Source organism: Acinetobacter sp. AC1-2 (assembly GCF_016124155.1).
Lineage (GTDB): Bacteria > Pseudomonadota > Gammaproteobacteria > Pseudomonadales > Moraxellaceae > Acinetobacter > Acinetobacter calcoaceticus.
In genome coordinates, this window is record NZ_JABFFO010000001.1 from 1122196 (window position 1) to 1134746 (window position 12551).

Genomic DNA, 12551 nt, shown 5'->3' on the forward strand with positions numbered 1-12551 from the left:
ACACACATCAAAAATAATGTCAGCATCTAGAAGTCCATTAGGTGTTATAAAAGTGCAAAAGCATTTTTTAGTTCCATTCGTTTTATCTTTCAGTCTTGTGTTGCATGGTTGTGGGACAGAACAAGCAAGTGATCAAACACAGGTATCTACAGCTAAAGTTACCGTTATTTCAGTTCAACCGCAGCCGATTAATTTTAGCGAAAACTTACCTGCACGCGTTCAAGCTTTCAGGACTGCCGAAATTCGCCCTCAAGTTGGTGGCATTATCGAAAAAGTTTTATTTGCTCAAGGTAGTGAAGTTAAAGCTGGGCAACCGCTATATAAAATAAACTCAGAGACATTTGAGGCAGATGTAAATAGTAATCGAGCTGGGCTAAATAAAGCTGAAGCTGAAGTTAATCGTTTAAAAATACAACTCGAACGCTATCAGCAACTTTTACCAAGTAACGCAATTAGTAAGCAAGAAGTGAGTAACGCCGAAGCGCAATATCGACAAGCGATTGCAGATGTTGCCCAAATGAAAGCTTTGTTGGCTCGCCAAAATCTTAATTTACGGTACGCGACAGTGCGAGCACCGATTTCAGGACGTATTGGTAAATCATTTGTGACTGAAGGTGCATTAGTTAGCCAAGGTGATAGCAATACTATGGCTACAATTCAACAAATTGATCGTGTGTATGTCGATGTAAAACAGTCTATTGGTGAATATGAGCGTTTACAGGCAGCTTTACAAAGTGGAGAGCTATCTGCCAACAATCAAAAAGATGTGCAGATTCTAAATAGTTTAGGACAACCCTATAACGTCTCGGCAAAAATGCTTTTTGAAGACATTAATGTTGATCCAGAGACTGGTGATGTCACCATTCGTATTGAAGTAAATAACTCTGAAAGAAAATTACTTCCGGGTATGTATGTGCGCGTCACTATTGAACGTGCTTCGGTTCCTCAGGCTTTACTCGTTCCAGAGCAAGCAATTCAGCGCAATATGAACGGCGATCCGCAAGTCTACGTGGTAAATGCTAAAAGTGGTGCAGATGTTCGCGCTGTAGAATTGGGGCAACAATATGAGCAATTTTATCTCATCAATAAAGGGCTTAAAGCTGGCGACAAAGTTGTTGTTGAAGGTATAGAGCGCATTCAGCCAAACCAGAAGCTGGCGATTTCCGTATGGAAAGCAGCTTCAGCAGAAAATACGGCGAAGCAAGGAGACACGAAATGATGTCTCAATTCTTTATTCGCCGTCCTATTTTTGCATGGGTCATTGCGATTTTTATTATTTTATTTGGTGTACTCAGTATTCCAAAGTTACCTATTGCCCGCTTTCCGAGTGTTGCACCACCTGAGGTTAACATTACAGCAAGCTATCCGGGGGCTACTCCAAAAACTATTAATGATAGTGTGATTACCCTCATTGAACGGGAAATGTCAGGAGTAAAAAACCTACTCTACTATAGCGCCACAACCGATTCATCTGGTACTGCTGAAATTACCGCCACTTTTAAACCCGGTACCGATGTCGATATGGCTCAAGTCGATGTACAGAATAAAATTAAAGCGGTTGAAGCGCGCTTACCGCAAGTGGTTCGTCAACAAGGTTTATCTGTAGAAGCATCTTCATCAGGCTTTTTAATGCTTGTAGGCTTAAATTCACCTAATCACCGCTATTCAGAAGTAGATTTGAGCGACTATCTGGTTCGTAATGTGGTTGAAGAGCTTAAACGTGTTGAAGGTGTTGGAAAAATTCAGTCCTTCGGTGCTGAGAAAGCAATGCGGATTTGGGTAGATCCAAACAAGTTAGTCTCTTATGGATTATCAATAAGCGATGTAAACAATGCGATTCGCAACAATAATATTGATATTGCACCGGGTCGGCTTGGCGATAGGCCTTTAATTAACGGTCAATTAATTACCATCCCTTTGTCAGCTCAAGGACAGCTTGAAAATGTTGAGCAGTTCAAAAATATTAGTCTAAAGAGCAATATTAGTGGTGCCAATATTAAGCTGTCTGATGTGGCCGATGTAGAAATGGGTGCTCAGTCATATAACTTTGCCATTTTAGAAAATGGCAAACCTGCAACTGCTGCGGCGGTTCAACTTAGCCCTGGTGCAAATGCGGTAAAAACAGCGGAAGGTGTCAAACAGAAACTCGAAGAATTAAAAGTAAATTTACCCGAAGGTATGCAATTTAGTGTTCCATACGATACTGCGCCTTTTGTTAAAATTTCGATAGAAAAAGTAGTTCATACATTAATTGAAGCCATGGTTTTGGTTTTTATTGTGATGTATCTATTTCTTCATAATGTTCGCTATACCTTAATTCCTGCGATTGTGGCTCCAATTGCCCTGCTTGGTACCTTTACCATCATGCTTTTGACGGGTTACTCAATTAATGTGTTAACCATGTTTGGTATGGTGCTTGCGATCGGGATTATTGTTGATGATGCTATTGTCGTGGTCGAAAACGTCGAACGGATTATGGCAACCGAAAGTTTAGCGCCTAAAGAAGCAACTTCAAAGGCCATGACCGAAATTACTAGCCCGATTATTGGTATTACTTTGGTGTTGGCAGCAGTGTTTTTACCCATGGCTTTGGCGAGCGGTTCGGTCGGCATTATTTATCGCCAGTTTACTATTACCATGTCGGTTTCAATTTTATTCTCGGCATTTTTAGCACTCACTCTCACACCTGCTCTTTGCGCAACCTTATTAAAACCGATTGATGCACATCATCAAAAGAAAGGGTTTTATGCATGGTTTGATCGTAGCTTTGACAAAGTCACAAAAAAATATGAAGTTCTTCTACTTAAAGTCGTTAAACATACTATTCCGACTTTAATCATTTTTGTGGTGATTACGGGACTAACTTTTGCAGGAATGAAATATTGGCCAACTGCTTTTATGCCTGAAGAAGATCAGGGCTGGTTTTTGACTTCATTCCAGTTACCATCCGATGCAACAGCTGAACGAACTCAGAAAATCGTCAAAGAATTTGAAGACCATTTAAACGAGCGGTCAGATGTAAAAAGTAATATTTCAATTATGGGCTGGGGATTTAGTGGCGCTGGACAAAACGTAGCACTCGCTTTTACAACCTTAAAAGATTTTGGTGAACGTGATAAATCCACGACCGACTATACAAACTTCATTAATGCAGAAATGGCGAATAGTAAAGAAGGTACAACGATGTCTGTACTTCCTCCTGCCATTGATGAATTAGGTACATCTTCAGGCTTTAGCTTGCGCTTACAAGACAAAGCAAATTTAGGAATGCCTGCCTTAATTTCTGCACAAGAAAAACTTATGGAAATGGCTGCTCAAAACAAAAAGTTTTATATGGTTTATCCTGAAGGTTTGCCCGAAGGTGACAATATTAGCTTGAAAATAGACCGTGAGAAGTTAAGTGCTCTAGGTGTAAGCTTTGCTTCCGTTTCAGATATTATTTCGACTTCAATGGGGTCAATGTATATCAATGATTTTCCGAACCAAGGACGAATGCAGCAAGTTATTGTTCAAGCCAATGCAAAATCGCGAATGCACTTAAAAGATATTTTAAGTTTGAAAGTTGCTGGTGCAAATGGACAACTGGTTTCTCTATCTGAAGTTGTTAGTCCGCAGTGGAATAAGTTGCCGCAGCAATATAATCGCTACAATGGCCGTCCTTCATTAAGTATCGCTGGTGTTCCTAACATGGGTGTATCTTCTGGCGATGCGATGCGAGAAATGGAAAAACTGATTGCCAAGCTTCCTCAAGGAATCGGTTATGAGTGGACAGGTATTTCTTTACAGGAAAAACAGTCTGAATCTCAAATGGTATTTCTTATTGCTTTATCGATGTTGGTCGTGTTTTTAGTGTTAGCTGCACTTTATGAAAGTTGGTCAATTCCGTTGTCAGTTATGCTGGTTGTTCCTTTAGGAATCTTTGGTGCAATTTTAGCCATTATTTTAAGAGAAATACCAAATGATATTTTCTTCAAAATTGGTCTAATTACCATTATTGGTCTATCTGCCAAAAATGCGATCTTAATTGTTGAGTTCGCAAAAATGCTCAAAGAAGAAGGAATGAGTTTAGTTGAAGCAGCCGTTGCAGCAGCGAAATTACGCTTACGCCCAATTCTAATGACTTCCCTTGCCTTCACTTGTGGTGTGATTCCATTGGTGATTGCAAGTGGGGCGAGTTCAGAAACTCAACATGCGCTAGGTACAGGTGTATTTGGAGGGATGATATCTGCCACTATTCTGGCAATCTTTTTTGTCCCAGTATTCTTTATATTTGTGTTGGGAGCAGCAGAAAAATTCTTCTCTAAGAAGAAAATTAGCTCTTAGTGAAATGCATTGAGGCGAAACTTATCTGTGTTTCGCCTCAATAACTTAGAAATATAAAACTGTACTAGAGAAGTAAGAATCGATTAGGAGTTAAGGACTTTAAAGACCTTGCCTGTTCTTGGATGAGCAAAGGTATTATCTTGATCTAAATTAATGACCTTATCAGAAATCACAATTTTAGAAAGTGGCAACCAGTTTTGCTCTATTCCAGCTTCGACAAAGCTTTTCTCATCAATATTTTCATAAATTTGTTCAACCACAATTTCCATACCACACATACTTTTAGCATTTACTTCTTTTAAAATATGGCGCTTTGACATTCTAGTCTCCATTTTTATTATTCGCATCGATAATAATAAAGACTCCTTTGATACAATATGTAAATTTTAATAATGAAAGTGTTTTTTTATTTTAATCATACTTTTATAATAATTAAATGAATAGTTGAGTGATTATTTAATTTAAATATTATATTTAAGTTAATCTATTCAAAATAATTATTACTTTTATTTTTAATAAAAATTAAAGGGTTCATTATCTGAACCCCTTTTTATTTAACTCTAAACTTTTACAGCGTTATCAAGCTGGCCATCATCTTGATTTTTAGCACTGTCTTTACTAATCACTGAGTCAGTATCGCTATCTGTGTTAAAACTCTTACTATTTTTTTGCTTTTTCTTGTACATACACATCCCAATCGCAATACCTGTTCCCAATACTATAATTGACTTTAACATTTTGCACCTCTTCGATTAACGGAGTATTTTTTGAAAAATCAGCTTAAATTAATAGCACATAATTTGTTATTTAACGGCTTTCATTTGCTCCGCTTTTGTAAGGTATTTAATTTTTATGTTAATTAAATACCTTAATAGTTAAAAAAATAAATTTTGATACAAAGTAAAAAGCCTATTCTGTTTTTGAATAGGCTTTTACTGTATTTCAGGATTAAGCAGTATTATGAATTGCTTTAAAACAATCTTATTATCTTTAAATACACTATAAATGTATTTAATGCTGAACTTTTAGTCAAGATGGGATTGAAGGGTTTTACCAATAATTAGTAGTTATTGTGATGGAAATCACGTTTATATAATTTGGATAAGAAAAAACCCATTTCTACTTCTCATGAAGAAATGGGTAATGTGAAAACCACAAAAGACCTGAAATACTAAATGTTCTTACATTCAGTAAGGTTGAGTTTAGTGAATTTACCGAACGGTTGACAATTAAACCATTTGTATTTTTTTTAGTCATTTCAGCCAATCAAAAAACGCAAATAATTAGTTATGTTCAATACGTTTAGCTCTAAAACTATTCACCCAGAATCCGATAAAGCACGTTTATCCAATTCGTAAAACATAGTTTTTCAATGAGTTCGCTTGAGTAGGCTCGCTGTTGCATGCGATGAATAAGTTTATGTAAGCCCATAACATCTTCAAGCTCAGTCCCGATGAGTGCACCATCAAAATCGGAACCAAAACCAACATGTTCTTCGCCAAGTCGATCTATCAAATAATCTAGATGGTCTAAAATTACATCGATGGATGTATCCGCATTACGTTGCCCATCCGACCGTAAAAAAGCGACATCAAAATTTACGCCTACCATACCTTTACTTTCTCGGATTGCTTTAAGCTGCGAGTCAGTTAAGTTGCGTGCTTGAGCACATAAAGCGTGCGCATTTGAGTGCGTTGCTACAATTGGCTGCTGCAATATATCTACCGTATTCCAAAAAGCTTGTTCATTCATATGTGAAACATCAATCACCATTTTTTTATCAGCACATCGCTTTATAAAGGCTTTGCCGTCTTGGGTAAGACCAGCTCCTGTGTCGGGTGAGTGAGGAAACTTAGCATTTAAACCATGTCCAAACCGACTGGGCCTATTCCAAAGTGGGCCGATACTACGTAGACCTTTATCATAAAATACATCAAGTAAATCGGAGTTTTGCTGTAAAGCTTCTGCACCTTCCATATGCAGCACAATGCCCAGTTTCTGCGTGTCTGCACAACTCTGAATATCCTGAACTGATGTGCAAATTTGAATGTCCGTAGAACGCTGCGCGAGTTTGTGAGCTAAATCGAATTGTTCTAAACAAATCTGCTCAATTTGCTGCTGGGTAAAATCAGAAGCATTTTGATCAAATAATTTATTGGGATGATGTTGTTGAACATAGCTAAATGGAGGTAAAAAAATGGCAAACATTCCACCAACAAAGCCTGCTTGCTGGCAGCGTTTTAAGTCAAGATGACCTGCTAAACGTTCGTGCAGAAAAGCATGTACAGGATCTGCATGATCACTTAGCCATAAACGCGTTAATGCATCATTATGTCCATCAAAAACTGGAATATGGCTAGGCTTCATGGGATTCCCGCTGCTTGCTATTTATCTGTAATCGTGTGGACTGGAATATTTTGTGTAGCACTTAAAGATTTAGAGTTTCTACTGTTCCGAAAAACAAGTTGTTGTAGTGGAGCTACTACATGACTTTCTGTGCGTGCTTGCTCAATAATTTGATGATACGGCGATTTTCCACATACAGGATCAGCATTAGCAGCATCTCCGGTCAACATATACGCCTGACAGCGACATCCGCCAAAGTCACGATCTTTATCGGGGCAACTGCGGCAGCCTTCTGGCATCCATGCATCGCCACGGAAATGATTGAATCCAGTTGATTTGTACCAGATATCTGACAATGTATGTTCACGGACGTTTGGAAACGAAATTGGTAATTGCCGTGCTGCATGGCAAGGCAGCGCCATACCATCTGGAGCAACTGTAAAGAAGATTTTACCCCAGCCATTCATACAAGCTTTTGGACGTTCTTCATAATAATCAGGCACTACAAAAATGAGTTTGCAGGGATGATTTTGCGCTTTTAATTTTTCTCGATATTCATTGGTAATACGTTCGGCACGTATCAGTTGTTCTTGTGTTGGTAGCAAACCTTGGCGGTTTAAAAAAGCCCAACCGTAAAACTGACAAATTGCTAACTCGACTGTGTCTGCATTGAGCTCTAGGCAAAGTTCAATAATTTGTTCAATCTGGTCAATGTTATGTCGATGAATTACAAAATTGAGCACCATTGGATAATCATATTTTTTAACCAGTCGGCACATTTCATACTTTTGTTCAAAAGCATGTTTTGAACCTGCCAAGGCATCATTTACCACAGGATCACTAGCTTGAAAGCTCACTTGAATGTGATCTAACCCTGCTTGTTTTAGATCGGCAATACGTTGTTCGGTAAGGCCCATTCCCGAGGTAATTAAGTTGGTATAAAACCCTTTTTGATGAGCATGTGCAACGAGTTGTTCTAAATCCTGACGTACCAGTGGTTCACCGCCAGAAAAACCAAGTTGGACAGCTCCCATCTGACGTGCCTGATCAAAAACATCAAACCACTCTTGGGTCGTCAATTCATTTTTATGCTGAGCGTAGTCCAATGGGTTTGAGCAATATGGACATTGTAGTGGACAGCGATACGTGAGCTCCGCTAGTAACCATAAAGGTAGGCCAACACCTTCTGTCATACTAAATCAATCCAGTGTTGTTGCTTTGCGACCAGCATGTAGTCCACTACATCTTGATCAATTTCAGCAATATCACCAAATTTTTGCTTTAACTGAGCAATAATTGCAGAAACATTCTGCTGCCCATCAATATATTGTCCGATTGCCCCCGCACTTTCATTTAGCTTTATCATGCCTTCCGGATATAAAATCACAAAACCATTTTGAGCTGGCTCGAACTGAAAACGGTAACCTTGTCGCCATGTCGGCACAAGGTTTAAATCAAACTGCTCTTTATTCATTTAAATAGTCCTTTGTGCCAAACCCGTTTGCTAGTCACACTGTGATATGGTGCTTCATTGTGAACATATGCAAGTGTTAAAGCATCTAAAATGCTCCATAAAATATCCAGCTTAAACTGCAATATTTCAAGCATTCGTTCTTGTTGCTCATGAGTCGTAAATGAATCAAGCGTAATCGTTAAGCCATGTTCAACGTCACGGCGTGCCTGACTTAAGCGTGAACGGAAATACTCATAGCCTTTATCATCAATCCATGGGTAGTGCTGTGGCCACGACTCTAGACGTGATTGATGAATTTTCGGAGCAAACAACTCAGTTAAAGAACTACTTGCCGCTTCACGCCATGAGGCACGACGTGCGAAGTTCACATAGGCATCTACGGCAAAACGAACACCTGGTAATACCAGTTCTTCAGAAATCACTTGTTCACGACTCAAGCCCACAGCTTCGGCTAACCGTAACCATGCTTCTCGACCACCGCCATCTGGATATTCACCATCTTGATCGATCATGCGTTGAATCCATTCTTGACGGACTCGTTGGTTGGGGCAATTTGCCATAATGGCTGCATCTTTGAGCGGAATATTAATTTGATAGTAATAGCGGTTTGCAACCCAAGCCTGAATTTGTTGCTGGGTGGCTTTACCTTCATACATCATCACATGAAATGGATGATAGATATGATAATACTGGCCTTTATCAATAATCGCTTGTTTGAATTGCTCTGTTGTTAAAGCTTCAGGTGTTTGAGTCATGGTTCACCTTAGAGTTCAATCTGCATGCCGTCATAGGCAACTTCTACATTGTTTGCTTTAAGTTCAGCAAACTGGCTAGAGTTTTCATTTAAAATTGGATTGGTATTGTTAATGTGAATAAGCACTTTTTTAGGTGTACTCAGCTGATTTAGATAAGACAGCGAACCACCTTCGCCACTAATATATAAATGCCCCATTTCACGGCCAGTTTTTTTACCAACCCCTGTTTGTTGCATTTCATCATCTGTCCAAAGTGTTCCATCAATCATGACGCAGTCTGAACTCTGCATAATCTGCATGATGTGATCATCAATTTTTCCAAGACCTGGTGCGTAAAATAACTGTTTTTGTGTTTTATGGTCTTTGATAATTAAGGCAATGTTGTCGCCGTCATGTGGGTCATTGCGATGTGGCGAATATGGTGGTGCAGCACTTTTAATAATGAGTGGTAAAAACTCTAAATTTTCAAAACCATCAATTTTAAAAGCTTGTTTAGGGTTAATCTCGTGATATTGAAGACCACCATTCCAGTGTTTGAGCATATTAAAAACTGGAAAGCCGCTCGTTAAATCTTGGTGGACCATTTCTGTACACCACACATTCATTGGGCAACCTTCACGTAAGGTTAAAAGCCCAGTCGTATGGTCTAACTGACTGTCCATTAAAATAACGCTCGTTATTCCTGTATCACGCAATTTACGAGCTGGTTGAGCTGCTTTAAATTCGAAAAGCTGCTGACGAATATCAGGTGATGCGTTTAATAAAACCCAGTCTACGCCGTTTTCTGAAACCGCAATTGATGATTGAGTACGGGGTTTGGCTAGGATTGTACCTGTGCGCACACCATGGCAATTCGGGCAATTACAATTCCACTGCGGGAACCCGCCTCCAGCAGCTGAACCTAAAACATAAATATACATAAAATTAATATCTTATTAGAAAGAGATAAGCCCTAGAACAAGACTAGGGCTTATGACATATTTGGATGAAGCTGATTAACGTGCTTCGAAGTACATTGTAACTTCAAAACCAATGCGTAAATCAGTGAAAGCGGGTTTAGTCCATTGCATAAATTATCTCCGGTTCATATTAATCTTGTGAAATTAATCACTTGATTAAATCTTATAAGGCAATTAAAAATTTATTCTAAATAAAAAATTGGGGTTTGTAGACAACCTCTAGCTAAGATATTGTTCGATAATTGTGTTTTTTGTCCAAATTTTAATATTTCGAACATATTCAAATAAACTTCTAAAAAGACACAACAGTTTAAAATACTGTTGTGTCTACTGTTTTACCCAGACAAATTCATTAAATGTTGTTGTGCAATATAAAGTTGCTGTCCACGTTTAGGCTGGCATTGCACCCATGTACCATCTGCTTGTAATTCCCAAGCTTGACGATTGTCTTTTAAATAATTATTTAAACCATCTTCTATGATTTGTTTCTTTAATTTTTTATCTTCAATAGGGAAACACGTTTCTATACGAGAGAACAAGTTACGACCCATCCAGTCAGCACTCGCACAATAAACTTTTGTATTACCATCATTATAAAAATAATAAACGCGAGTATGTTCTAAATAACGACCAACAATTGAGCGTACACGAATATTTTCGGATAAACCCGTAACTTGTGGTCTTAAGCAGCAAATCGAACGAATAATTAAATCAATTTCTACGCCTGCTTGTGATGCCTTATAAAGTGCACTGATTAGCTGTGGTTCAGTGAGTGCATTCACTTTAATTATAATGTGGGCTTTTTTGCCTGCGAGGCTGTTTTTAGTTTCTTGATCAATTAACTCAAGCAATTGTGAATGTAAGGTAAAAGGTGCATGGAATAGTTTTTTAAGCTTTGCCATTTTGCCCATACCAGTGAGTTCTTGGAAAATTTTATGCACATCTTCACAGATTTCAATATCACTCGTAAGTAAACCAAAATCTGTATAAATCTTGGCATTCACGGCATGGTAATTGCCTGTACCTAGGTGTACATATCTTTTGATTTTATCTTGTTCACGACGAACAACTAAAATCATCTTGGCGTGAGTTTTATAACCCACAATTCCATAAACGACGACAGCACCAGCTTCTTGTAGTACGTTAGCAACTTCAATATTGGACTCTTCGTCAAAGCGTGCGCGTAACTCAATAACAGCAGTAACTTCTTTTCCGTTGCGAGCAGCTTCTGCAAGAAGTTGAACTATTTCAGAATTTGCGCCACTCCGATACAGCGTTTGTTTAATTGCCAATACATTTGGATCTTGTGCCGCTTCTCTAAGAAACTTAATAACAGGTGCAAAAGAGTCAAATGGATGATGTAGTAAAACATCCCCTGCTTTTAATACACTAAAAATCGGTTTCTTATTATAAAGAAGCTGAGGTAAAACCTGTTGGTAGGGTTTATAGCGTAGATCTTGCAAATCAAAATTCGAAATAAAACGGGCTAAATTGACAGGACCATCTACGTAATAAAGATGTTCAGCATCTAAATCAAATTGTTCCAATAAATAATTTGCAATGTCGGCAGGACATTTTTTGCCTACTTCGAGACGGACAGCTTGCCCAAAGCGACGTGAAGATAACTCACCTTTTAAAGCTTCCGCTAAATCTTCTACATCTTCAGATACGGTTAAATCAGCATTTCGTGTTACGCGAAATTGATAACACCCCGTTGCTTTCATACCAGGGAATAAATCTGAAATATGTTGATGGATAATGGCTGATAAAAGAATGTAATGCTCGGCACCACTGGAAATATGTTCCGGAATTTTAACAAGTCTTGGTAATGAGCGTGGGGCTGGCACAATGCCTAAATCAATCTGACGGCCAAAAGCATCTTTGCCTTCTAAGGTAACAATAAAATTAAGACTTTTATTGACCAATCGTGGAAATGGATGTGCTGGATCAAGACTAATTGGAGTAATGACAGGTTGTACTTCTTTAAAAAAGTATTCTTTAATCCATTCTTTATGTTTTTCCAATATGTCAGCATGTTGAATAAAATGAATACCATAGCCTTGTAGTTGCGGCAACAATGTATAATTTAAAATTTTATATTGTTCTTCAACTGCCTCATGCACATTTTTTGAAATTTGTTTTAATACTTCTACTAATGGCAGTCCTTCTGGGCCAGTTGCTTGACTCATTAGGCTAATTTGTTGAATTAGACTTGCTACACGAATTTCAAAAAACTCATCCAGATTGCGTGAAAAAATAATTAAAAAATTTAAGCGTTCAAGCAAGGGATGTTCAATATCTTTTGCTTGAGCAAGCACTCGCTTATGGAACTCTAATAAGGACAGTTCTCTATTAATATAAGTTTCTAAATTATGCTGGGTTGAGCTAGATAAAGTGGGCAATGATGTCATTATTGACTCTTATACTTGGAAAAAAGTTAAAATGAATAAAAAAGAGAAATTTAAAAACCGATTTTACTCACCTATATTTTGTAGATGTTTTATTGCAAATTAATGAATTATTTATGAAAAAATTTAGAATCAGCATTTATTTTAAGCACTTTATTTATTTACTTCCTTACTAGAAGCTTATAAATAATTTTAGCACTAATTTTTTAAAATCACTCTATCTGTAGTTATATTCATTTTTCATCAAATATTCACACTAAAAGCGTATTTTTTTATCCGTCATAAT

At 37.9% G+C, this 12551-nt stretch carries 11 protein-coding genes; 2 read left to right on the forward strand and 9 right to left on the reverse strand.

Annotated features, from left to right (window positions below):
• Positions 1-52 precede the first annotated feature (52 nt).
• Both HL290_RS05185 and HL290_RS05190 read left to right on the forward strand, forming a co-directional pair.
• On the forward strand, positions 53-1219 hold the full coding sequence (locus HL290_RS05185; RefSeq protein ID WP_198495810.1) for an efflux RND transporter periplasmic adaptor subunit: 1167 nt from the start codon (positions 53-55) through the stop codon (positions 1217-1219).
• Positions 1216-4323 carry an efflux RND transporter permease subunit gene (locus HL290_RS05190; RefSeq protein ID WP_198495811.1) on the forward strand — a complete coding sequence of 1036 codons (3108 nt, stop codon included), beginning with the start codon at positions 1216-1218 and terminating at the stop codon, positions 4321-4323. The genes HL290_RS05185 and HL290_RS05190 overlap by 4 nt, the downstream gene beginning before the upstream one ends.
• An 83-nt stretch (positions 4324-4406) precedes the next feature.
• Here HL290_RS05190 and HL290_RS05195 read toward each other — a convergent pair whose 3' ends face one another.
• The 9 genes from HL290_RS05195 to ppk1 form a co-directional block, all read right to left on the reverse strand.
• A complete protein-coding gene (locus HL290_RS05195; RefSeq protein ID WP_005040740.1) occupies positions 4407-4643 on the reverse strand; it encodes a hypothetical protein in 237 nt (78 codons plus the stop codon).
• 240 nt (positions 4644-4883) lie between these two features.
• Complete coding sequence (locus HL290_RS05200; RefSeq protein WP_198495812.1) at positions 4884-5060, reverse strand: hypothetical protein; 177 nt, start codon at positions 5058-5060, stop codon at positions 4884-4886.
• Between the two features lie 577 nt (positions 5061-5637).
• Positions 5638-6690, reverse strand: a complete 1053-nt coding sequence (locus HL290_RS05205) for a dipeptidase (RefSeq protein WP_198495813.1) — start codon at positions 6688-6690, stop codon at positions 5638-5640.
• 17 nt (positions 6691-6707) lie between these two features.
• Positions 6708-7862, reverse strand: coding sequence for a pyrroloquinoline quinone biosynthesis protein PqqE (gene pqqE / locus HL290_RS05210; RefSeq protein ID WP_198495814.1), 1155 nt, complete (start codon positions 7860-7862; stop codon positions 6708-6710).
• Positions 7859-8143, reverse strand: a complete 285-nt coding sequence (pqqD, locus tag HL290_RS05215) for a pyrroloquinoline quinone biosynthesis peptide chaperone PqqD (protein WP_004792407.1) — start codon at positions 8141-8143, stop codon at positions 7859-7861. The genes pqqE and pqqD overlap by 4 nt, the downstream gene beginning before the upstream one ends.
• Positions 8140-8898 carry a pyrroloquinoline-quinone synthase PqqC gene (pqqC, locus tag HL290_RS05220; RefSeq protein ID WP_198495815.1) on the reverse strand — a complete coding sequence of 253 codons (759 nt, stop codon included), beginning with the start codon at positions 8896-8898 and terminating at the stop codon, positions 8140-8142. The genes pqqD and pqqC overlap by 4 nt, the downstream gene beginning before the upstream one ends.
• Before the next feature lie 8 nt (positions 8899-8906).
• Positions 8907-9818, reverse strand: coding sequence for a pyrroloquinoline quinone biosynthesis protein PqqB (gene pqqB / locus HL290_RS05225; protein WP_198495816.1), 912 nt, complete (start codon positions 9816-9818; stop codon positions 8907-8909).
• A gap of 75 nt (positions 9819-9893) precedes the next feature.
• A complete protein-coding gene (gene pqqA, locus HL290_RS05230) occupies positions 9894-9968 on the reverse strand; it encodes a pyrroloquinoline quinone precursor peptide PqqA (protein ID WP_001982218.1) in 75 nt (24 codons plus the stop codon).
• A 224-nt stretch (positions 9969-10192) separates the two neighbouring features.
• Positions 10193-12268 (reverse strand): polyphosphate kinase 1, encoded by a 2076-nt coding sequence (gene ppk1, locus HL290_RS05235; RefSeq protein ID WP_198495817.1) that lies wholly within the window; start codon positions 12266-12268, stop codon positions 10193-10195.
• Positions 12269-12551: the final 283 nt, after the last annotated feature.

Bases quoted from the DNA above. Each gene is read 5' to 3' on its own strand.
- HL290_RS05200 (WP_198495812.1), bottom strand. From the start codon at position 5,060: ATGTTAAAGTCAATTATAGTATTGGGAACAGGTATTGCGATTGGGATG.
- pqqD (WP_004792407.1), bottom strand. From the start codon at position 8,143: ATGAATAAAGAGCAGTTTGATTTAAACCTTGTGCCGACATGGCGACAA.
- pqqC (WP_198495815.1), bottom strand. From the start codon at position 8,898: ATGACTCAAACACCTGAAGCTTTAACAACAGAGCAATTCAAACAAGCG.
- pqqE (WP_198495814.1), bottom strand. From the start codon at position 7,862: ATGACAGAAGGTGTTGGCCTACCTTTATGGTTACTAGCGGAGCTCACG.
- HL290_RS05205 (WP_198495813.1), bottom strand. From the start codon at position 6,690: ATGAAGCCTAGCCATATTCCAGTTTTTGATGGACATAATGATGCATTA.
- pqqB (WP_198495816.1), bottom strand. From the start codon at position 9,818: ATGTATATTTATGTTTTAGGTTCAGCTGCTGGAGGCGGGTTCCCGCAG.
- ppk1 (WP_198495817.1), bottom strand. From the start codon at position 12,268: ATGACATCATTGCCCACTTTATCTAGCTCAACCCAGCATAATTTAGAA.
- HL290_RS05190 (WP_198495811.1), top strand. From the start codon at position 1,216: ATGATGTCTCAATTCTTTATTCGCCGTCCTATTTTTGCATGGGTCATT.
- HL290_RS05195 (WP_005040740.1), bottom strand. From the start codon at position 4,643: ATGTCAAAGCGCCATATTTTAAAAGAAGTAAATGCTAAAAGTATGTGT.